The organism is Micromonospora acroterricola (assembly GCF_003172955.1).
Classification (GTDB): Bacteria; Actinomycetota; Actinomycetes; order Mycobacteriales; family Micromonosporaceae; genus Micromonospora; species Micromonospora acroterricola.
In genome coordinates, this window is record NZ_QGKR01000261.1 from 1 (window position 1) to 20220 (window position 20220).

General features: G+C 70.8%; 21 protein-coding genes. 12 read left to right on the plus strand and 9 right to left on the minus strand.

Annotated elements, in window-relative coordinates; genetic code table 11:
- Positions 1-580: fasciclin domain-containing protein (locus DKT68_RS32460; RefSeq protein ID WP_109819453.1), on the plus strand; the 580-nt coding region annotated here is incomplete at its 5' end.
- 6 nt (positions 581-586) lie between these two features.
- Here DKT68_RS32460 and DKT68_RS22905 read toward each other — a convergent pair.
- The gene (locus tag DKT68_RS22905; RefSeq protein ID WP_109819454.1) at positions 587-1600 is read right to left on the minus strand and encodes a tyrosine-type recombinase/integrase; all 1014 of its coding nucleotides are present in this window, start codon (positions 1598-1600) and stop codon (positions 587-589) included.
- 57 nt (positions 1601-1657) lie between these two features.
- On the opposite strand from DKT68_RS22905, the gene DKT68_RS22910 reads away from it, so the two are divergent.
- The 4 genes from DKT68_RS22910 to DKT68_RS22925 all read left to right on the plus strand — a co-directional run bounded on the left by DKT68_RS22910 (position 1658) and on the right by DKT68_RS22925 (position 4770).
- Positions 1658-2200 carry an AAA family ATPase gene (locus DKT68_RS22910; RefSeq protein ID WP_109819455.1) on the plus strand — a complete coding sequence of 181 codons (543 nt, stop codon included), beginning with the start codon at positions 1658-1660 and terminating at the stop codon, positions 2198-2200.
- 461 nt (positions 2201-2661) lie between these two features.
- Positions 2662-3552, plus strand: coding sequence for an RNA polymerase sigma factor SigJ (gene sigJ / locus DKT68_RS22915; RefSeq protein WP_109819456.1), 891 nt, complete (start codon positions 2662-2664; stop codon positions 3550-3552).
- A 177-nt stretch (positions 3553-3729) separates the two neighbouring features.
- Positions 3730-4221, plus strand: coding sequence for a cupin domain-containing protein (locus tag DKT68_RS22920; RefSeq protein ID WP_109819457.1), 492 nt, complete (start codon positions 3730-3732; stop codon positions 4219-4221).
- A 90-nt stretch (positions 4222-4311) separates the two neighbouring features.
- Positions 4312-4770, plus strand: a complete 459-nt coding sequence (locus tag DKT68_RS22925) for a carboxymuconolactone decarboxylase family protein (protein ID WP_109819458.1) — start codon at positions 4312-4314, stop codon at positions 4768-4770.
- A 225-nt stretch (positions 4771-4995) separates the two neighbouring features.
- Here DKT68_RS22925 and DKT68_RS22935 read toward each other — a convergent pair whose 3' ends face one another.
- Entirely contained in the window at positions 4996-5772 is a 777-nt protein-coding gene (locus DKT68_RS22935) for a maleylpyruvate isomerase family mycothiol-dependent enzyme (RefSeq protein ID WP_109819459.1), read from the minus strand.
- Positions 5773-6101: 329 nt separating this feature from the next.
- On the opposite strand from DKT68_RS22935, the gene DKT68_RS22940 reads away from it, so the two are divergent.
- Positions 6102-6758, plus strand: coding sequence for a DUF1062 domain-containing protein (locus tag DKT68_RS22940; protein ID WP_201749157.1), 657 nt, complete (start codon positions 6102-6104; stop codon positions 6756-6758).
- A gap of 420 nt (positions 6759-7178) precedes the next feature.
- Here the strand turns inward: DKT68_RS22940 and DKT68_RS22950 are convergent, their stop codons facing one another.
- The 4 genes from DKT68_RS22950 to DKT68_RS22965 form a co-directional block, all read right to left on the minus strand.
- Entirely contained in the window at positions 7179-9572 is a 2394-nt protein-coding gene (locus tag DKT68_RS22950; RefSeq protein ID WP_109819461.1) for an ATP-binding cassette domain-containing protein, read from the minus strand.
- A 74-nt stretch (positions 9573-9646) separates the two neighbouring features.
- Positions 9647-10096, minus strand: a complete 450-nt coding sequence (locus DKT68_RS22955) for a helix-turn-helix transcriptional regulator (RefSeq protein ID WP_109819462.1) — start codon at positions 10094-10096, stop codon at positions 9647-9649.
- 171 nt (positions 10097-10267) lie between these two features.
- Complete coding sequence (locus tag DKT68_RS22960; RefSeq protein WP_146218424.1) at positions 10268-11269, minus strand: hypothetical protein; 1002 nt, start codon at positions 11267-11269, stop codon at positions 10268-10270.
- 162 nt (positions 11270-11431) lie between these two features.
- Complete coding sequence (locus DKT68_RS22965; protein WP_109819472.1) at positions 11432-13063, minus strand: beta-N-acetylhexosaminidase; 1632 nt, start codon at positions 13061-13063, stop codon at positions 11432-11434.
- A gap of 187 nt (positions 13064-13250) precedes the next feature.
- Here DKT68_RS22965 and zwf point away from each other — a divergent pair, with 187 nt between their 5' ends.
- Positions 13251-14630 carry a glucose-6-phosphate dehydrogenase gene (gene zwf, locus DKT68_RS22970; RefSeq protein WP_109819464.1) on the plus strand — a complete coding sequence of 460 codons (1380 nt, stop codon included), beginning with the start codon at positions 13251-13253 and terminating at the stop codon, positions 14628-14630.
- Between the two features lie 50 nt (positions 14631-14680).
- Entirely contained in the window at positions 14681-15523 is an 843-nt protein-coding gene (locus tag DKT68_RS22975; protein ID WP_201749158.1) for a GNAT family N-acetyltransferase, read from the plus strand.
- 262 nt (positions 15524-15785) lie between these two features.
- Here DKT68_RS22975 and DKT68_RS22980 read toward each other — a convergent pair whose 3' ends face one another.
- Both DKT68_RS22980 and DKT68_RS22985 read right to left on the minus strand, forming a co-directional pair.
- Positions 15786-15986: a DUF397 domain-containing protein gene (locus DKT68_RS22980; RefSeq protein ID WP_109819466.1), complete on the minus strand. Its 201-nt coding sequence runs from the start codon at positions 15984-15986 to the stop codon at positions 15786-15788.
- Positions 15977-16744: a DUF5753 domain-containing protein gene (locus DKT68_RS22985; protein ID WP_109819467.1), complete on the minus strand. Its 768-nt coding sequence runs from the start codon at positions 16742-16744 to the stop codon at positions 15977-15979. Before DKT68_RS22985 ends, DKT68_RS22980 begins: the two co-directional genes overlap by 10 nt.
- 372 nt (positions 16745-17116) lie before the next feature.
- Here DKT68_RS22985 and DKT68_RS22990 point away from each other — a divergent pair, with 372 nt between their 5' ends.
- The 4 genes from DKT68_RS22990 to DKT68_RS32465 all read left to right on the plus strand — a co-directional run bounded on the left by DKT68_RS22990 (position 17117) and on the right by DKT68_RS32465 (position 19317).
- On the plus strand, positions 17117-17392 hold the full coding sequence (locus DKT68_RS22990; RefSeq protein ID WP_109819468.1) for a hypothetical protein: 276 nt from the start codon (positions 17117-17119) through the stop codon (positions 17390-17392).
- Complete coding sequence (locus DKT68_RS22995; RefSeq protein WP_109819469.1) at positions 17389-17640, plus strand: flavin reductase; 252 nt, start codon at positions 17389-17391, stop codon at positions 17638-17640. The genes DKT68_RS22990 and DKT68_RS22995 overlap by 4 nt, the downstream gene beginning before the upstream one ends.
- A gap of 133 nt (positions 17641-17773) precedes the next feature.
- Positions 17774-19195 (plus strand): OFA family MFS transporter, encoded by a 1422-nt coding sequence (locus DKT68_RS23000; protein ID WP_109819470.1) that lies wholly within the window; start codon positions 17774-17776, stop codon positions 19193-19195.
- A complete protein-coding gene (locus tag DKT68_RS32465; protein ID WP_269089870.1) occupies positions 19192-19317 on the plus strand; it encodes an MFS transporter small subunit in 126 nt (41 codons plus the stop codon). The genes DKT68_RS23000 and DKT68_RS32465 overlap by 4 nt, the downstream gene beginning before the upstream one ends.
- Positions 19318-19355: 38 nt before the next feature.
- Here the strand turns inward: DKT68_RS32465 and DKT68_RS23005 are convergent, their stop codons facing one another.
- Positions 19356-20084: an SDR family oxidoreductase gene (locus DKT68_RS23005; RefSeq protein ID WP_109819471.1), complete on the minus strand. Its 729-nt coding sequence runs from the start codon at positions 20082-20084 to the stop codon at positions 19356-19358.
- Positions 20085-20220 lie beyond the last annotated feature (136 nt).

Here is a 20220-nt window from a genome sequence, read left to right on the forward strand (position 1 = left end):
CCTCACCGCCTGCACCAGCGCCCCCGCCGCCTCCCACACGAACGCCGGACCAGCGGCACCCCAGGTCACCGGGCCCCTCTGCGCCGCCCTGCCCACCGGCACCGACCCCGGCAACCCGACCTTCCTCGCCGGCCAACCCGTCGACCAGGCGCTGCGATGGATCCCCACCCTCACCACCTTCGAGGCGGCGCTGCGCACCAGCGGAGTCCTCAACGACCTGCCCACCGGCGCCGGCGTCACCGTCCTGGCGCCCTCCGACGACGCCTTCGCCGCCAAGTTCTCCGAGGAGAACTGGGACGACCTGATGACCCACCACGCCGACGAACTCCGCACCCTGCTGAAGGCACACCTGATCGCCGGAGCCCACCCCATCGACGAACTGGTCGCCAGCGGCACCGCCACCACCCTCGACGGCGCAACCGTCACCCTCACCCGCACCGGACCCACCGCCCGCCTCGCCGACCGGGCCGACGCGGTCTGCGCCGACTACCAGGCCACCAACGCCCGCATCCACATCATCAACGCCGTGCTCGGCCCGCTGCCCACCACCGCCGACGACAGCGACCACCGGGCCCACTGACCGCCCTCACCGCGCCGCCGCGCCCCGGCCGAGCTGCACGAGAGCGGCCAACGCCCGGTTGGTGCGGTTGGCCCGCACCGCGTCGCGCTGCTGCCCGGCCGTGACCTCGATGTACGTCTGCGACGACGCCAACGACGCGTGCCCCAGCAACCGCATGATCTCCGCCGCGCTCGCCCCGTCCTCGGCCAACCGGGTGGCGAAGGTGTGCCGCAACGCGTGCAACCGCGCCCCACGCGGCACCCGGTCACCGATCCCCGCACGCCGGTAACACGACTCCACCAGATACTGCAGACCACCACGGCGCAGCGGCTCGCCACGCCGGTCCACCAGCAGCGCCGAGTCCGGGCGTACCGACCGCGACCCGAAGCGCCGGGCCCGACTGTCCAGGTAGTCCACCAGCACCCGGTCCAGGTCCGCCTCGATCGGCACCACCCGCGGTCGCCCGCCCTTTCCCGCCACCTCCAACCGCCGCTCACCCGGCCGACCGGCCACGGAGCCGACCCGCAGCGCCAGCAGCTCCGACAGCCGCAGCCCGGCGCACAGCGCCACCGCCAGCACCGCCACGTCCCGCTCCGGCCACGGGTCGCGCTGCCGGCCGTCGTCGCGCGCGACCGAGGCGAGCAGCAGCTCGGGGGTGTCCGCGCCGCGCAGCGGCTTCGGCTGGGGGAGCAGTGCCCGGGGCCGGCCGACCGCCGGCATCGGATTGCCCGCCACCACCCCATCGGCGACGAGGAACGTGAAGAAGCTGTTCCAGGTGGACCAGGCCCGGTGTACCGACGCGGCGGCCCGCGGCGCGGCGAACCGGGCGAACGCCGCCCGCATCACCCGGGGGGAGAGGTCGATGATCGACAGCGCGTTGAGGGGGAGGGGAGTGGTGACGTCCTCGGCGACTAGAGCGGCCACCGCGCGCAGGTCCCGCCGGTACGCCGCGAGAGTGTGGGGGGAGGGCTTGCGGGTGGCGCGGGCGGTCAGGAACTCCTCGATCAGCACTACGAGCGATTCGTCCTGTTTGTCATGCATAAGGGATATTATGCAGCATTTTCGGGTTTCCGGGCAAGGGGAGGAGAGGGGAGCGGGATGACCGAACCGAGGATCTACGTGCTGACCGGGGCGCCCGGAGCCGGCAAGACCACCCTGATCGAGGCACTACGCCGACGGGGACACCTGGTGGTCCGGGAGGCGGCCACCGACGTCATCGCGGCCCGCCAGGCGCAGGGGTGCGCCGAACCGTGGCGGGAACCCGGATTTCCCGACACGATCGCCCGCCTGCAGCGCCGTCGCCGAATCGCGGCCGACGCGCGCGGGGTGCTGCAGATCCACGACCGGTCGCCGCTGTGCACCCTCGCGCTGGCACGCCATCTGGGCCGGGAGATCGGGCCCGACCTGTCGGCCGAACTGGAGGAGATCGCCCGTCAGGGGCCCTACCAGCAGGTGTTCCTGATTGGCCCGCTGGGATTTGTCACCCGCACGGCCGCACGTCAGATCGGCTACGCCGAGTCGCTGGTCTTCGCGCGGGTGCACGAACGGGTGTACGAGGCGTACGGGCACCGGCTGGTGGACGTACCGGCCGGACCGGTGCCCGAGCGGGTCGCGCTGATCGAGAAACACCTGACGCTCTGACCGCATCGTCACGGCGCGAGCGTACCCACGTCCACACTGCCGGCCGCCCCGATCGGGGGACGCTCAGAACGCCCCCACTTTACATAATGTACATTATCGAACTTCGGTGTGAGCGTGCGAACAGCTGCAATGGCCTTCCCGGTGTCGCTTGTTCTCTCCTTAATCCCGCTCCTGACGGGCGCGAACCTCCAACCTGTTCGCGCCGATCCCCTGGAGGGCAACGACCCCCCGCGCAGGCTCCGTAGGACAACCGTCTTCGTCGTCGGCGACGCCGTTGGAAGCTGCCGCATCAGCAAGATCGTTCACTCCCCGACGGTCCCGCTGCCGTCTCGAAGCAGCTTCATCACGACTTACGGCTGCCGTGTCCGAGCGGGCTGGCTCGCCTCCGGGGGCTGTCTTCGAAGATCCCGAGTTCCGCATAGCTACGCTGGATCCGCAACCCGGAGGAGGTCGCGATCTGCATGGGTAACTGGCACGGGCCCGGACGGTCGGAGCAGGAGGACCCGCTCGGAGCCGAATGGGAGCGGCACCGGCCGGCGGTTTTCGGTATGGCCTACCGGCTGCTGGGCAGTGTTGCCGATGCCGAGGACGTGACCCAGGACGTGTGGCTGCGGGCCGCCGGAGCGGATCTGCAGGACGTCGAGGATCTGCGGGCCTGGCTGGTGACGGTGGCCGCGCGACGGTCGTACGACATCCTCAAGAGTGCCCGTGTCCGCCGGGAGACCTATGTCGGACCGTGGCTGCCGGAGCCGCTGCTGACAGGGCCGGACGCGTCGCAGCCGGTACTCGTCGACGAGTCCGTCAGTTCGGCGATGCTGCTGATCATGGAAGAGCTGAGCCCGCCGGAGCGGGTGGCCTTCGTCCTGCACGATGTCTTCGGTCTTGAGTTCGGCCGGATCGCCGAAGTGTTGGACGTCTCCGTGCCGGGTGCCCGGCAGCTCGCCTCGCGGGCACGACGGCGGGTGGCCAACGCGAAGCAGTCCACACCGCAGGCGTCGAAGGCGGAGCGCGAACGCGTCCTCAGGGTCTTCCGAGCCGCCTACGAGGCCGGGGACCTGGCCGGCCTGGTCAGGCTCCTGCACCCGGACGCCGTCTACGTCACCGACGGCGGCGGCAAGGCTTCCGCGGCACGCAAGCTCATCCACGGCGGCGAGCGGGTCGCCGAGGTCATGGTGCGTACGGGACGCCAGTGGCACCCGGACCGCATCGACTTCGCCGAGGTCGGCGGCGAGCTGGCCCTCGTGTTCCACCGGGAGGGCCGGGTCTACTCCGTCGACACGGTGCAGATCACAGACGGTCTGATCAGCGCGTACCGCAGGGTTCTCAATCCCGACAAACTCGCGCGCGTCTGAGCTGTCACACCCGGAGGGGCTACCTCGTCTTCCTGATGAGAACGCAGAACGGGCGACGAAGGAATACGCGCGAGCAGGCGGGATCACTCATGCGGAACGGCGTACAACCGCCTGCAGCCGCTGTGAGCGCCCCTGCGCGCGCTTGAGTCGCCCCTCCCCTCCCCAGTAAGGACCTGTATGCGATCCATCACTGTGCGAGGCCGGAACGCCGGTATCGCCGCTGGCCTCCTGGCTGTCGCCACGCTGACCGCCGCCGCGGCCTGCTCGACCTCCAGCCAGCCCGCCCACGCCGGGGGGCCGACCACGGCATCGGCATCGGCATCGGCGCGCCCCGCCGAATCCCTCAAGCCACTGCTGCAGCAGGCCCTCCCGGATGTGAAGGGCAAGACGTTCACCTCGGCGGTCGTCGAACTTCCGCCCAACGCGAGCGCGGCGCCGCACCGGCACGGCCGGGCGTTCGTCTACGCCTACGTCCTTGAAGGCACCGTGCGCAGCAAGCTCGATGACAAGGCCGTGACCACCTACCACCAGGGCGAGAACTGGGTCGAGCAGCCGGGCACCGACCACGTCCTCACCGAGAACGCCAGTCAGACCGAGCCGGCCAAGCTCCTGGTCGTCTTCGTCTCCAACACCGGAGACAAGCTCAAGGTCAACGACGCGAAGCCATAACCGGGGCGCGCGGCGCCAGAACTCCACCATCCGCCACCGAGACGCGCCCGAGCGGCGCGGCGTGGACCACACGAACGGATCAAAGGAACCATGACCGAACTTCAGCGCGTCAACATCGGCGAGCAGCACCCGGCCGCCTACAAGACGCTCATCGCCCTGTCGTCGAAGGTGGACGAGGCCGCCGCCGCAGCGGGCCTCGACCCGCTCCTGGTCGAGCTGCTTCGGATCCGCACCTCTCAGATCAACGGCTGCGCGTTCTGCCTGCGCATGCACACCGGCGATGCCCTCAAGAAGGGCGAGAGCCCCGACCGGATCGCCGTGCTGCCCGCCTGGGAAGAGACCGGCTACTTCTCCGAGACCGACCGCGCCGCGCTTCGCCTGACCGAGGCGATCACACGCGTGTCGGACGGTCACGTCAGCGACGAGGACTTCAACGCCGCCGCGGCCGTACTCACCGCGGACCAGGTCTCGGCAGTCGCCTGGCTGGCGACCGTGATGAACGCGTTCAACCGCGTCTCGATCACCAGCCGGTACCACGTCGGCAGCTGACCTCGACGGTGACACCGGCGGTGATACGGGCTGCCGAAGCCTCCACCGTCGTGAAGGCAAGGGAATCGAACGCTGGCCCAGCTGTGGATGCCGCAGCTGACGATCGCCGACATCGAGCAGGCGGAGGCGGACTCGCTGAAATACCGCTACGAGTGATGGGCCGCGGATCCACCGCCGTGCGCTGAGGCCGAGGTCGGCGCAGGGCGGTGGGTCCGTCGTCGCGTCCTATTCTTCCGGCTCCCAGGCAATCAGCTGGTCGAAGACGCGCCGGTCGCCGTCGAGCCGCAGCGAGTTCATCGGAATGCGGCCGTAGCAGAACAGGACCAGCTCATTGGCCGTGCCTCGGGCGGAGACATAGGCCGCCTCCGGGCCCTCGCCGGCGACCGGCGCGGAGAGCCGGGCGGTCCGTGCGCCGTCCGCGGAGAACCAGAGCCGCCAGGAACGGCCCTCGGTGGCGTGGTAGTCGACGACAGCGGGCTTGTGCGGCCACGCGGCCGTCGTCGCGACGCAGGTGGTCAGGAACTCGTCGACACCGTCGAGGGCCACCTCGTCCGGCAGCGGCTGCGGGGCGCCCACGGCGACCTGGGCGTCGTAGGTGTGCACGGCGACCTGCTGAAGCTGGTGCCGGGCAACGGCTCCAGTGGTCTGCGGCGACTGCGACGGACCCCACCACGTCCAGCAACCACGATCCGGGCCGGCCTCCCGCAGAGCGTCCAGCAGCTCCCCCGTCGACGCGGCGAACCAGGCCAGCAGGGCCTCGCGCTCCCGTGGCGCCACCGGGGCGGACATCGGCGGAGGAGCGTCGGCGGGCCCTGCGGCCACGATGGCGGCCCACTTGCGGCGCCCCTCGCCCAGGTGCTGCACCAGGTCGAACAACGTCCACTCGGGGCAGGTCGGGACCCGCACGTCGAGGCTGGGTGCCGCGGCGACCGCCGCCCGGAAAGCGCTCAATCGTTCGTCCATCAGCCGCAACAGGTCGGCGAACTCCAGAGTCTTTTCCACCGCGGCTTTGTACCACCCGATCCGACAACGGACAGCGGGTTTTCTCACCGCGGGCGGCGGGGCCACGCCGAAAATCCGTTGCCCGGCGGCCCGCGGGTTGACCATGCTGACGCGCATGGATCAGTGACCAGTGGCGCACGTGCGCGATGAAGACGGGTTCGAGTCACCTCCCCGTCTCCGTCAGCCGTGCCACTCGAAGCCCGCACCGGGTGCCGGTGCCGGCCTCCTTCACGCGACGTGATCTGCGACGTCGCGCCAGCCACTGGATCCGGGAGGCACCCCCCGGCGCGCCATCGCGCTACCGGCCGCCTCCTGCCTAGACCTTGGAAATGGCCGAAGCCATGAACAGTTCCCGCCATGTCCCCGTGCCGGCCGACGGTCGCGGACCCGGCATCGACCGCAAAGCGCTGTGGGTGATCAGCGAGCTCGGACTGCCGACCATCGTCAAAACCTGCGTGTCGTGCAGGTCCACCCGTCACCGTCCCACCGGGAAGATCCGGGTCAACGCGAACCACAAGCTGCTCGACGTGTGGCTGCTGATCTGCTGCGACCTGTGCGGCCGCACGTCGAAGATCCCCGTCCACGAGCGCGTCAACGTGCGGGCGCTGGACAACGAGCGGCTACTGATGTTCGAGAACAACGATCCGGCCATGGTGCGACAGCTGACCATGGACGCGACGCTCGCCCACAAGGCCGCCTACCAGCTCGACTGGACCGGCACCTGGCAGTTGGACACCGACATACCGTTCTACGACCTCCAGCGCGAGGATGCCGCGCCGCTCGAGGTCATCATCAGGTTCGAGCTCCCGGCACCGGTCCGGGTCGAGAAGCTGCTCACCGCCGGGTTCGGCCTGAGCCGTCCCGCCGTGCGAGGCATGGTCGACTCCGGGCGCATCCGCCTGCCCCTGCCCATCGACGCCAAGGCCCGCGAGGACTTCACCTTCCTGGTCGTCACCGCCCCACCGCTGTCACCCGAGCGGGCATGAGGTGCCACCCCCACGGCGCGATGACCTGCGCCGTGGGGCGGCCCGTACCATCCGGCCCGCCGGCCGTCGCGGTCGGCGGGCCGGCCCAGCGTGCGGCGGCTCACTTGAATGTGCCGGCCTTCGCCCGCACGGACATGCCTGCGCGCGAATCCCGTGCTTCAAAGATTTCCGCTTGGCTGTCCGCCACATCTCGCCTGAGCGACTACTCCCGCAGGGACCTGAGCTGCTGTGCGCTTGATGGGGCGGGGAGGCGTAACGCCTCAGCATGTTGATGTGCGCGTACCGGAGCGGTGACAAGCGGGCGGCGTCCTCGTCGCGGACCTGGTAGCCCTGGGCGCGGAGCGCGGTGACGGCCAGGTCGATGGCGTACTACGTGGAGGCCGGTCTGGCAGATCGGACGCCACACTCCCCTGGTCGCGCTCAGGTGCCGACGTAGGCCGCGAGGTGCTGGCCGGTGAGCGTGGAGCGGGCGGCGACGAGGTCGGCGGGTGTGCCCTCGAAGACGATCCGGCCGCCGTCGTGGCCGGCCCCGGGACCGAGGTCGATGATCCAGTCGGCGTGTGCCATGACGGCCTGGTGGTGCTCGACGACGATGACGGACTTGCCGGAGTCGACGAGGCGGTCGAGCAGACCGAGCAGCTGTTCGACGTCGGCGAGGTGGAGGCCGGTGGTCGGCTCGTCGAGGACGTAGACGCCGCCCTTCTCGGCCATGTGGGTGGCCAGTTTGAGCCGCTGCCGTTCGCCGCCGGAGAGGGTGGTGAGTGGTTGGCCGAGGCTGAGGTAGCCGAGCCCGACGTCGGCGAGCCGTTCGAGGATGGCGTGCGCGGCCGGGGTGCGTGCCTCGCCGGCGCCGAAGAACTGGGCGGCCTCGGTTACCGACATCGCGAGGACCTCGCTGATGTCGCGGCCGCCGAGGTGGTATTCCAGCACGGATGCCTGGAAGCGTTTGCCCTCGCACTCTTCGCAGGTGGTGGCGACGCCGGCCATCATCGCGAGGTCGGTGTAGATGACGCCGGCGCCGTTGCAGGTGGGGCAGGCGCCCTCGGAGTTGGCGCTGAAGAGGGCGGGCTTCACGCCGTTGGCCTTCGCGAACGCCTTGCGGATGGGGTCGAGCAGTCCGGTGTACGTGGCGGGGTTGCTCCGTCGCGAGCCGCGGATGGCGCTCTGGTCGATCGACACCACGCCCTCGCCGGCGGGGATCGAGCCGTGGACGAGGGAGCTCTTGCCGGAGCCGGCGACGCCGGTGACGACGCAGAGCACGCCGAGGGGGATGTCGACGTCGACGTTCTGGAGGTTGTGCGCGGTGGCGCCGCGGATCTCCAGCGCGCCGGTGGGCTTGCGTACCGTGTCCTTGAGGGTGGCCCGGTCGTCGAGGTGGCGGCCGGTGACCGTGTCGCTGGCGCGTAGTCCTTCGACGGTGCCCTCGAAGCAGATGGTGCCGCCGGCGGTGCCGGCGCCGGGGCCGAGGTCGACGACGTGGTCGGCGATCGCGATGGCCTCCGGTTTGTGCTCGACGACGAGGACGGTGTTGCCCTTGTCGCGCAGCCGGAGCAGCAGGTTGTTCATTCGTTGGATGTCGTGGGGGTGCAGGCCGATGGTGGGCTCGTCGAACACGTAGGTGACGTCGGTGAGCGAGGAGCCGAGGTGCCGGATCATCTTGGTGCGCTGTGCCTCGCCGCCGGACAGGGTGCCGGACGGCCGGTCGAGCGAGAGGTAGCCCAGCCCGATCTCCACGAACGAGTCGAGGGTGTGGCGCAGCGCGGTGAGCAGGGGCGCGACGGACGGCTCGGTGAGGCTGCTGACCCATTCGGCGAGGTCACTGATCTGCATGGCGCAGGCGTCGGCGATGTTGATCCCGTGGATCTTCGAGGAACGGGCTGCCTCGCTGAGGCGGGTGCCGTCGCACTCGGGGCAGGTGGTGAAGGTGACGGCGCGGTCGACGAACGCCCGGACGTGCGGCTGAAGGGCTTCCTTGTCCTTGGACAGGAACGACTTCTGGATTTTGGGGATGAGCCCTTCGTAGGTGAGGTTGACGCCGTCGACCTTCACCTTGACCGGCTCCTTGTGGAGGAAGTCGTGCAGTTCCTTCTTGGTGTACTCGCGGATCGGCTTGTTCGGGTCGACGAAGCCGGACTCGGCGTAGACCCGGACGGTCCAGAAGCTGTCGGATTTCCAGCCGGGGATGGTGAACGCGCCCTCGGCGAGTGACTTGGAGTCGTCGTAGAGCTGGGTGAGGTCGATGTCGGAGACGGAGCCGCGGCCTTCGCAGCGTGGGCACATGCCGCCGGTGATGCTGAAGCTGCGGCGTTCCTTCACGGTCTGTCCGGCGCGTTCCATGGTGACGGCGCCGGCTCCGCTGATTGAGGCGACGTTGAAGGAGTACGCCTGGGGTGAGCCGATGTGGGGTTTTCCGAGGCGGCTGAAGAGGATGCGCAGCATGGCGTTGGCGTCGGTGGCGGTGCCGACGGTGGAGCGGACGTCGCCGCCCATCCGTTGCTGGTCGACGATGATGGCGGTGGTCAGGCCGTCGAGCACGTCGACCTCGGGCCGCGCCAGCGTCGGCATGAAGCCCTGGAGGAAGGCGCTGTAGGTCTCGTTGATCATCCGCTGGGACTCGGCGGCGATGGTGCTGAAGACCAGGGAGCTCTTGCCGGAGCCGGAGACGCCGGTGAAGACCGTCAGCCTGCGCTTGGGGATTTCGATGCTGACGTCTCTGAGGTTGTTGACGCGCGCGCCGTGCACACGGATGAGGTCGTGGCTGTCAGCGACGTGCGGCGCGGGCGGCTGCGTGTCGGTCCTGGTGGCCTTGCTCATCGTGTCTCCATCTGTCGGGCAGCTGTCCCGGTCGACCTGGATGCGGATCATGTCGCAGGCGGCGGGCATGGCTGTCACGCTAGGTGCGGCTGGGCAGCCCGCGCTTCTTGATTCCTGATCGGTCTGGTCACCTGCTTCGCGACACACGCGGGCAGGCCCGCGGCGGCGCCCGCCGCCTGGTCGCGGTAGACGCTGGGTGGCATTCCGACCAGCTCGGTGAACCGGGTGCTGAAGGTGCCCAGTGACGCGCAGCCCACCGCGAAGCAGACGTCGGTGACGCTGAGGTCGCCACGGCGCAGCAGCGCCATGGCGCGCTCCACGCGCCGGGTCATGAGGTAGGCGTACGGGGAGTCGCCGTAGGCGAGCCGGAACTGGCGGCTGAGGTGACCGGCGGACATGTGCACGCCGCGGGCGAGCGCCTCGACGTCGAGCGGCTGGGCGTACTCCCGGTCGATCCGGTCCCGGACGCGACGCAGCCGGGCGAGGTCACTCAGGCGCTGGTCCTCGGCGGCTCTGCTGGTCACCTGCCCGATCGTGCCACGTCGTGCGGGAGTCACCCAAGGCCCGACGGGCGTTGCGGCGCGCCGCGTGTCCGCTCGTGCCTGGTTGGGCGGTCCTCGCCTGGATCGCGGGACGCCGGGGAGTGCGAGGGCGGCCGCCCTCGCACTCCCCGGCCGTGTGACCCGGGTCGGGTGTCAGCAGTCCGTCCAGCGCACCGGGGTGACGACCCGGTCGGCGTTGCGGAACCCGACGATGGTGCCGTCGGTGGAGACGGACCGGGCGCCGACGGTCACCCGCTCGCCGCCGCCCGGCAGGACCCGGGAGGTGGTGCCACGCGCGATCCGGTCGCCGCCCACGACCGCGCCCCGGGCGTTGACGTCGTCCAGCACCTCCAGTCGCTGGTCGAGGTGCGTGTAGGAGCCGTCGCGCAGGTCCCACCGGACTCTCAGCGTGGTGTCGCCCAGCGCGACCAGGCCGGTCGCCCAGTGCCCCTCCGCCGCGTTGACCTGGGTCGACTGGCTGCCCGGCACGGTGAGGGTGAGGGTCTGGCCGTCCGGCCGGCGGACCCAGCTGGTCCAGCTGCCCCAGTCCCCGGCGGTGCCCACGATCGTGCCGTCCGCGGTGATCCCGTGCGCGATGGCGCCGGCCGGGGCGTCGAGCACCTCGACGGTGTCCGGCCGGGCGGCCGGCCACAGCAGCGCGATGGTCTGACCGGTGGCGTCGGTGCCGTGGCCGACGATGTCGCCGGCCTTGTTGATCGCCGTGACGAAGGTGCCGCCGGACGCGACCACCGGCAGTTGCTCGACCCGGCCGTCGCGGTACCGCCAGGGCTGGCCGGCGCCGTTGACCCAGCCGTTGCCGATGACGACACCGCGGGCGTTGACGTCGACGGCCTCTCCGTCGAGCGGCGAGTCGATCGTGGTGAGCCGCTGCCGGTCCCAGACGAGCAGCAGGGGCTGGTTGCCGCTGTCGCTGACGCGCAGCGCGGCGCCGGTGGAGTACCGGCCCGTCGGGTCGACGGCGATCGCCTCGGCGCGGTGGGCGTCGGCCGGGAACGGCAGGGTGCTGATCGTGCAGGCACGCAGGGCGCCGCGGGGTGCGGCGGTGGCCGTGCCGGAGGCGACGACGCCGAGTGAGGTGGCCAGCAGGCCGGCGGTGATGCCGGCGAACATCATGCGTCGAGCGGTGTGGGTCATCATGTGTCTCCCCGTTTGGGCCCGGTGTTCCGGGCGCCGCTGATGACTGCTCCACGTTCGAGGACGCCGTCCTGTTGCGCGGTGTCGGTTAGCGGACTCGACCGCCGTCGACCACGCGCAGGCCGGCCGCCCCGACGGGGCGGCCGGCCTGCGTTCACCCGGTCAGAGCCAGGGCACCTGCGGGGACGGGTAGAAGTCGACGTCCTGCAGGCGCCAGCGGGGTGCCTGCTCGCCCAGTCGGGTGCGGAACGACTCCCAGTCGTGGCTGGCCGCCGTGGACCAGCCGAGTTCGGCGATCGCGGGCAGTCGTGGGAAGGCCATGTACTCGATGTCGTCGAGGGTCCGCAGCGTCTCGGACCACAGCGGCGCCTCGACGCCGAGGATCGCGTCCTCGCCGACACCGGCGACCCGGGTGGCCGGGTCCCAGCCGTACGCGTCGGACACCTCGATGTAGGCGGCCCACGACAGGCCCAGGCGGGTGGTGGGGTCGTACTTCATGTCCAGGTAGGACTTGTTCGCCGGCGACATGATCACCTTGTTGCCGCGGGCGGCGGCGTCGGCCAGGTCGGCGTTGGTGGTGCCGGTGCCCCAGAACTGGGCCACGACGTCGGTCGGTGGGTCGACCTGCGTGACCTCGTTCCACCCGGAGGCGCGCTTGCCGTACTTGGCGACGAGTGGGAGGACCCGTTGCATGAAGGTGCGGTAGTCCTCGTCGGTGGTGGCGTGCGCCTCGTCGCCGCCGATGTGCAGGAACGGCCCGGGGGTGATCGCGGCGAGTTCGCGGATGACGTCCTCGACGAACCGGTAGGTCAGCTCGTCGCCGATGCACAGCGAGCTGTAGCCGACCGCGATGTCGGTACGCGGGGGTGGCGCGACGCCGTCGCAGTTGAGTTCGGGGTACGTCGACTGGGCGGCGTTGGTGTGCCCGGGCATGTCGATCTCGGGGACGATCGTGATGTGGCGCGCGGCGGCGTAGGCGACGACGGCCTTGTAGTCGGCCTTGGTGAGGAAGCCGGGGCCGACGCCGTCGACTCCGGTGCCCGGGCCGCCGCCGACGGTGGTGAGCCGGGGCCAGGAGTCGATCTGGATCCGCCAGCCCTGGTCGTCGGTCAGGTGCAGGTGCAGGTAGTTGATTTTGTACTGGCTGATGAGGTCGACGTACGCCGTGATCTCGTCGACGGTGTGGAAATGTCGTGCCAGGTCGAGCATCGCTCCCCGGTACGCGAAGCGCGGGTAGTCGATGATCCGGCCGCCGGGCACGGTCCAGGTGACCCGTTGCCGGTCGGACGCCTCGATCTGGGCGGGGAGCAGTTGGCGCAGCGTCTGCGTGCCGGCGAACAGCCCGGCCGCGGTGTTGGCCCGGATCGTCACGCCGTGGCGGGTGACGTCGAGCTGGTAGCCCTCCTGGCCGACGCGTGCGTCCGCTCCCCCGATGACCAGGGCGATCTCCGGCAGCGGTGTCGAGCGCACGGCCAGCACGGGCAGGGGGTACCCGGTCGCGGGGCGCAGCGTCTCGGCGAGTTGCCGCCCGACCTGCCGGGCGGCGGCGGAGCCGGGTGCGGTGCGGATGACCGTCGTCGGGCCGAGCCGGAAGGCGCCCCGGGCGTCCGGGCGGGTCTCGACCGGCGCGGGGACAACGTCGCCCAGGTGGCGGGCGGGGGTGGTCGGCGCGGCGGCGGCCGGGCTGGCGGGAAGGATGAACGGCAGTCCGAGTGCGGCTATGACCAGCAGCCGCGTCAGGGGGTTTCGGCGACGCACGGATACCTCCAGGCCTTCGTCGTGATCGGTGGTCATCGATCCGACCCGCACGCTACCCGCGCGGCGGCTGCACTGTAAACCTTCCTTATCGTTCATACTGGCGGGGCTTACCCGACGCGAACCTGTCGCCGTCCTCACCCAGGGTCACCGGGCGGGAATTCCGCGGTGGGCCGAGCCGTTCCCCGGTTGGAAGATCAGTTTCACTCGATCGGATGGAAGTGCCATGCACGTGCGCTCAGACGCGGTAGTGCTGTTCGGCGTCACGGGAGACCTCGTCTCGAAGAAGCTCTTTCCGGCGCTGTACGAGTTGACCCGGCGCGACCGCCTCGACGTCCCGGTGATCGGCGTGGCCCGCTCCCCCTGGGATGATCAGCAACTCGTCACCACCGCCCGCAAGTCGGTCGCCGAGGCGAACGACGAGATCGACGACGAGACGTTCGACGCGCTGGCGCGCAACCTCTCGATGATCTCCGGCGACTACGCGGACCCCGTGACGTACCAGCGGCTGGCCGAGCGCCTGCGCGACGCCGAGCGTCCGATCTTCTACCTGGCGATCCCCCCGGCGGTGTTCGGCGCCGTCGTCGAGGGCCTGGCAGCGGCCGGTCTGGCCGACCGGGGCCGGGTGATCGTGGAGAAGCCGTTCGGGCGGGACCTGGCGTCCTCCCAGGAGCTGGACCGCACGCTGCGCGCGGCGTTCGACCCGCAGCGCGTGTTCCGCATCGACCACTACCTCGGCAAGGAGGCCGTCGAGGGCCTGTACGCCTTCCGGTTCGCCAACCGGCTGTTCGAGCCGCTGTGGAACAACCAGCACATCGACAACGTCCAGGTGACCCTCGCCGAGGGCTTCGGCACCCAGGGCCGCGCCGGCTTCTACGACACGGTGGGCGCCACCCGCGACGTGCTGCAGAACCACATCCTGCAGGTCGTCGCGTTGATCGCCATGGAACCTCCGGTCGCCGACGACACCGACGCGTTCCGCGAGGCGGAGGCGGCCGTGCTGCGGCAGATCGCACCACTCTCGCCGGAGTCCACCGTGCGCGGGCAGTACGCCGGCTACCGGGACGAGCCGGGCGTGCGGCCGGACTCGAACACCGAGACGTTCGTCGCCACCCGGTTGACGATCGACTCCCCCCGCTGGGCGGGGGTGCCGTTCCACCTGCGCACCGGCAAGTCCCTGCCGGCGACGGCGACCGAGGTCGTCGTCGAGTTCAAGCAGCCGCAGCAGCCCCTGATCCGGGCCGAGGGCGGGGCCGGGGCGAGCGCCAACCTGCTGCGTTTCCGCCTCGGTCGCGGTGACGGCATCACGATGTCGATCCAGGCGAAGAGCCCGGGCGCCGAGGTGGCGAGCCGGCCGGTGGACCTGTCCGTCGACTTCGGCGTGGCCCTCGGCCACCGTCAGGAGGCGTACGAGCGGCTGCTCGACGACGCGATGGACGGGCAGCACCTGCGGTTCGCCCGCGAGGAGACGATCCAGCAGGAGTGGCGCATCGTCGAGCCGATCCTGGACCTGCCGGCGCCGGTGCAGACGTACGAGAAGGGCACTTGGGGCCCGGCGGACGCCGAGGCGCTCGCGGGCGGCTGGCACACCCCGTACCTGCGGTAGTGGCGCTGCTCACGGCGCCAGAGGGCCAGGCGTGTGGCAGGCTTTCGCGAATGTCAACGGAGCATCAGGACCAGGACATGTTGCCCGCACTCGCCGAACTGGCGGAGGCCGAATTCATGTTCCGGTACGAGTCCGAGGCGCCGGCCGACGTCCGGGATGCGCTCGGCTTGGCGACCACCCGGATGGGTGGCGGGGTGGTGCTCTCGATGCGCCACGACCCCACCAACTACTGGAGCAAGGCACTCGGGTTCGGCTTCGACGAGCCGGTCAACGGCGATCTGATCCGCCGGGTGTGCGACTTCTACCGCGCGGAGCGGACCCCCGCCGCCGTCATCCAGATCGCCCCGGATCGGCTGCCGGCGGACTGGGACGGGATCTGCGCGCGGGAGAACATCACCGCCGGCGGCACCTGGGTGAAGCTCGCCGCCGAGATCGAGACGCTCCGACCCGGCCGCACCGACCTTCGGGTCGGCCCGGTCACCGACGATCTCGTGGACCAGTGGGCCTCGGTGGTACTGCGCTGTTTCGGTATGCCCGAGGAGCACCTTGGCCCGATGGTCGCGGCCAGCGTCCGCGACCCGCGCTTCCACCCGTACGCCGCCTGGGACGGCCACGAGATGGTCGCCGCCGCCAACCTGTTCATCCACGGACCGATGGGCTCGCTCAACACCGGCGCGACCCTGCCGACGCACCGGGGTCGAGGGGCGCAGTCGGCGCTGTTGACGGCCCGGGCGGCCGCCGCGGCGGAGGCCGGCTGCCGGTGGGTCACCGCCGAGACGGGCCGGCCCGAGCCGGGCGCGTCCAACTCGTCGCTGAACAACCTGCTCCGGGTGGGCCTCACGCCGCTGTACGAGCGGCGCAACTGGGTCTGGCAGGCGGATCGGGCCAGCTAGGTCGCCGCCGCGTTCGCGATCGTCAACCTGGTCATCTCCGTCGCCACCCCGCAGCTACGGCCCGACGCCGCACAGGTGACCGAGGCGACCGTCGCGGCCTAGACGTCCCTCGTCCCTGGTCCCGGTGTGCGCAGAGCCAAGGATCAACTGCTGCGATCGGGGTACGAGAGAGAGCGATCGGCCGCGCGTACGTCCGCTCAGCCGCTCGTAGCCAGGACATGCGAAGGCCCCGGTTCACGCCGGGGCCTTCGCGCGGAGCTGATCAGGCGACTGGGCCGAGGACCTTCGCGAGGTTGACGAAGCCCTGCCACTGCGCGGAACTGAACGTCAGGGTGCCGCCGTCGCGGTCCTTCGTGTCGCGGACGAGGACGACGCCGGGGATGTTGTCGGCGACCTCAACACAGTCACCGCCGTTGTTGCCGCTCTTCGTGCTCTTGCGCCACTGCGCACCGGTCACGTCCATGAAGTCGCCGCTTCCCTGATGAGATCTAGGGATTGCGTCCGGGACAGCGCTTCGCCGCGAACACACTCCCACCGCCTTTCGAGCGTAGCAAGTTCGACAGTTTGCTCCGTGATCTGCGCGGGTGCCTGACTGTCGATGTGTGCGACCCGGCCGCCGTCCGGTAGCTCGGCCAGCGTGAAGGGACCGCCGAGGCCCGGGTACATGCCGGCCGACAACGGGACGATGTAGACCCGTACCGCCGGCATCGTGGCGTACCCGGCGAGGGCCGCGAGTTGCTCCGCCATCATCGCCCGGTCGTCGCCGGCCGTCCGACGTAGGACCATCTCGTCGAATACCGCGATGAAGAGCGGCGGGCGCTCCCGGCGCAACACGGCCTGCCGGCTGACCCGCGCGGCAGCGAGGTCTTCTACCTCTGCCGAGGTCATCGCTTCGCCGGCGAGGGTGGCACGGGCGTACGCCTCGGTCTGCAGGAGGCCCGGCACCCACGCGAGTTGGAAGCTTCGTAGCGACACCGCTTGGCGCTCGATGTCCGCCCAGGGCCGGAACCACGCCGGTTCGCGGCGGGTCAGGACGTCCGGCCACAACTCGGCGACCTCGCGACCGAGGAGGCCAGCGACCTCGGCGCGGTGTCTCGCGCGGGGGATGCGTCCCGGATTGGCCCAACGCGCAGCCGTCTTCGGGTCAACACCCACCTGACCAGCGAGACTATCGGCCGTTTCTCCCGCCTCGGCCATCGCTGCGATGAGTACGTGGTTCACCGCTGCCTCCCCCTGACGTCCCGAACGTCCCAAAGGAATGCTTCTACGGAGTGTATGCGTCCCGCAACCCCTAGCGAAGGTGGGAGGCAGGCGGCGCGTCCGGCAGAGGCACATATCCCGGCGGACGCGTTCGTAGCGGGGCCGCCGCCATGCGTGAGCACTCAGGGAGGCGGCCCCTTCCACCGCGAGCCAGGGGAAGACCGTGCCCGACGAGAAGCCGAAGCCCACGCACCCGCCAGCGACTCCGCCGCCCGTGTCGCCACCTGCGAGACCGGCGGTCCCTGGCCCGATCGGTCCCTTCGTTCCGCCGTTCCGGGGGCCGGGACGTACCGCACCCGCGAACCGCGTCCCCACGCACCGCTGGGTGTCGGGGTGAGTGGCCGGACGGTGCGGTCAGGGGATCTCCTGCACCTGACCCGCGCCGCGAGCCCACAGTTCGCCCAGCCGATCACGGTCCGCGTGATTCGCGCCCTGACCGACCGGCACACCTACGAGGGTTGGCTCTGGATCGACGCGTACCAGCTCGGCCGGAACGGCGACGCGGTCGCCCGCCGCGAGCTGTATCTGATGCCCGCCGGCGCACACTGGCTGGTCTCCCCACCCACCCGCCGGTCGAACCGCGGTAGTCCGGCGAGGGTCGGCCAATGACCCGGCGCCGGCTTGCGCACCTGCCCAGCCGGCCGACCTGGCGCTGCCAGGCGTGCGGGATCGCCTGGCCCTGCTCGGCGGCGAAGCTGAACCTCCTCGCCGGGTACCGGGAGGATCGCGACGCCCTCCTCAGCTATCTGGCGGCACTGCGGGATGAGGCGGCGGCGCAGCTCGGGGCGGTGCTGCCCGACGGCGTCGCGTCGGCTGACCTGGCGGAGCGGTTCACCGGCTGGGCGTCCGCCCGGTAGTCCGACCCGAGCATGCTGACTGACCGCTCAGCTCACCGGACCGACCGTCCGGCGACGGTGAGGTTTGCCGCGGCCGTGCGGTGTGGGGAAGTGATGGAGACGTTTCTCGCCCGCTTCGGAGAGGAAGCACCCCATGCTTTCCGCGCTCGATCGTCGGCACACCGTCGCGCCGCCCGGCTACAGCCGGTGGCTGATACCCCCTGCGGCGTTGGCCATCCACCTCTGCATCGGCCAGGTCTACGCGACCAGCGTCTACAAGAACTCGCTGATCGCCCACTTCGACGTCAGCCAGACCGCCATCGGGGTGATCTTCAGCATCGCGATCGTGATGCTGGGGTTGTCCGCCGCGGTCGCCGGGACCTGGGTGGAGGCGAACGGGCCGCGGAAGGCGATGTTCGTGTCCGCCTGCTTCTGGGCGGCGGGCTTCCTGGTGGGCTCGCTGGGCATCGCCACGAAGCAGCTGTGGCTGCTGTATCTGGGGTACGGGTTGCTCGGCGGTATCGGTCTGGGGATCGGGTACATCTCCCCCGTCTCCACGTTGATCAAATGGTTCCCCGACCGTCCGGGCCTGGCGACCGGGCTGGCGATCATGGGGTTCGGCGGTGGGGCGATGGTGGCCTCTCCCCTGTCCCGGCAGCTGCTGTCGTTCTACGACCCGGCCTACGACCCGTCCAACGCGGGCTCGACGGCGTCGGGCAACGCTCTGGTGTGGCTGTTCGTGACGCTCGGCCTGGGCTACTTCGTGATCATGATGTTCGGGGTGGCGAACGTGCGGGTTCCCGCGCCGGACTGGCGTCCGGCCGGCTTCGACCCCGCGACGGTGGCGGCGAAACCGCTGGTCACCACGGCCAACGTGTCGGCGGCGAACGCTCTGAAGACCCGGTCGTTCTGGCTGCTGTGGGTGGTGCTCTTCTGCAACGTGACGGCGGGTATCGGGATCCTGGAACAGGCCAGCCCGATGATCCAGGACTTCTTCCGCGACAACGGCACCTCGGCGGTGTCGGTGGCGGCGGCCGGCGGGTTTGTGGGGCTGCTGTCGCTGTTCAACATGGCCGGCCGGTTCGCGTGGTCGTCCACCTCCGACGTGATCGGGCGTAAGCCGATCTACCTGGTGTACCTGGGTGTCGGGATGGTGCTGTACGCGCTTCTGGCGCTGGTCGGGCAGACCGCCACGGCCCTGTTCGTGCTGCTGGCGTGCGTGATCCTGTCGTTCTACGGCGGCGGGTTCGCCACGGTGCCGGCGTACCTGCGGGACCTGTTCGGCACCTACCAGGTGGGCGCGATCCACGGGCGGCTGCTGACCGCCTGGTCGGCGGCGGGCATCGCCGGCCCGCTGATCGTCAACGGGTTCCTCGACGCCCAGGGCGAGCCGGGCACGTTGACGGCGGCGGCGTACCGGCCGGCGCTGTTCACGATGGTCGGTGTGCTGGCGGTGGGCTTCGTGGCGAACCTGCTGATCAAGGCGGTGCCGGAGCGGTATCACGAGCCGGCCACCGGTGGAGACGGGAACGAGGACACGGCGCCGGTGGCGGCGGAGAGGAGTGGCACGCGATGAGCGACGACGGACGGTCCGGGCAGCAGGCCCGGTTGTGGATCTCCTGGTTGGTGGTGGCGGCGCTGCTCGGCTACGGGGTGGCGCAGACGGTGATCACCGCGGCGAAGCTGTTCACCCACTGACCCCTGGGTGGGTGCCGCGTCCGCGCGGCACCCACCGGTCAGAGGCCGCCGGCGACGCGCAGCACCGTGCCGGTGGCGTACGACGCTTCCGGGCCGAGCAGCCAGGCGATGGCGGCCGCGACCTCGTCGGGTTCCCCGGCGCGGCCGAGAGGGATGCGACCGACGGCGGTGTCGGCGCGGTCGGGTACGCCGGAGTCCGCGTGGATTTCGGTGCGCACGATGCCGGGGGCGACGCCGTTGACCCGGATGCCGCGCGGGGCGAGCTCCTTGGCCAGGCCGACGGTGAGGGTGTCGGTGGCGGCCTTGACGGCGGCGTAGTGCACGTACTCCCCGGGGCTGCCCAGCGTGGCGGCGGCGGACGAGACGTTGACGATCGCCCCGCCGTCGATCATCCGGCGGGCGGCCTGCTGGGCGCAGAGGACGTACCCGACGAGGTTGACGTCGACGACCCGGCGCAGGTCGTCGACGCGCAGCTCGGTGAACGGCCCGATGGGGCTGGTGACGCCGGCGTTGTTGACCAGGCCGGTGAGCGGGCCGAGCCGCGCGGCGGCGTCGAACAACGCGCCGACGTGGTCCGGGTCGGTGGTGTCGGCGCGTACCGCGACGGCCTGCACGCCGGTGGCCCGCAGCTCGGCCAGGACGGCGGCGGCCGCGGCGTCGTCGCGGCGGTAACACAGGGCGATGTCGTGGCCGGCCGCGGCGAGACGGCGGGCGGTGGCCGCGCCGATCCCGCGACCACCACCGGTGATGACGGTGACAGGTGCCACGGTGCCTCCCGGAGAATCTGACGGCTGCGCGCGCGTCGTGCCGACGCTACCGTGACCGGCGCGGACCGGTCGTCGAGAGGAGAGTCACATGGAGCGGGCGCTGGTGCTCGGTGGTGGCGGGGTGACGGGGGTGGCG

Excerpts from the sequence above, each read along its gene's own strand:
- DKT68_RS22975 (WP_201749158.1), top strand. The coding sequence starts at position 14,681 with ATGTCAACGGAGCATCAGGACCAGGACATGTTGCCCGCACTCGCCGAA.
- DKT68_RS22950 (WP_109819461.1), bottom strand. The coding sequence starts at position 9,572 with ATGAGCAAGGCCACCAGGACCGACACGCAGCCGCCCGCGCCGCACGTC.
- DKT68_RS22980 (WP_109819466.1), bottom strand. The coding sequence starts at position 15,986 with ATGGACGTGACCGGTGCGCAGTGGCGCAAGAGCACGAAGAGCGGCAAC.
- DKT68_RS22940 (WP_201749157.1), top strand. The coding sequence starts at position 6,102 with ATGGCCGAAGCCATGAACAGTTCCCGCCATGTCCCCGTGCCGGCCGAC.
- DKT68_RS22910 (WP_109819455.1), top strand. The coding sequence starts at position 1,658 with ATGACCGAACCGAGGATCTACGTGCTGACCGGGGCGCCCGGAGCCGGC.
- zwf (WP_109819464.1), top strand. The coding sequence starts at position 13,251 with ATGCACGTGCGCTCAGACGCGGTAGTGCTGTTCGGCGTCACGGGAGAC.
- DKT68_RS32465 (WP_269089870.1), top strand. The coding sequence starts at position 19,192 with ATGAGCGACGACGGACGGTCCGGGCAGCAGGCCCGGTTGTGGATCTCC.
- DKT68_RS22965 (WP_109819472.1), bottom strand. The coding sequence starts at position 13,063 with ATGACCACCGATCACGACGAAGGCCTGGAGGTATCCGTGCGTCGCCGA.
- DKT68_RS22995 (WP_109819469.1), top strand. The coding sequence starts at position 17,389 with ATGACCCGGCGCCGGCTTGCGCACCTGCCCAGCCGGCCGACCTGGCGC.
- DKT68_RS22905 (WP_109819454.1), bottom strand. The coding sequence starts at position 1,600 with ATGCATGACAAACAGGACGAATCGCTCGTAGTGCTGATCGAGGAGTTC.
- DKT68_RS22920 (WP_109819457.1), top strand. The coding sequence starts at position 3,730 with ATGCGATCCATCACTGTGCGAGGCCGGAACGCCGGTATCGCCGCTGGC.
- DKT68_RS23000 (WP_109819470.1), top strand. The coding sequence starts at position 17,774 with ATGCTTTCCGCGCTCGATCGTCGGCACACCGTCGCGCCGCCCGGCTAC.
- DKT68_RS22925 (WP_109819458.1), top strand. The coding sequence starts at position 4,312 with ATGACCGAACTTCAGCGCGTCAACATCGGCGAGCAGCACCCGGCCGCC.
- DKT68_RS22960 (WP_146218424.1), bottom strand. The coding sequence starts at position 11,269 with ATGACCCACACCGCTCGACGCATGATGTTCGCCGGCATCACCGCCGGC.
- sigJ (WP_109819456.1), top strand. The coding sequence starts at position 2,662 with ATGGGTAACTGGCACGGGCCCGGACGGTCGGAGCAGGAGGACCCGCTC.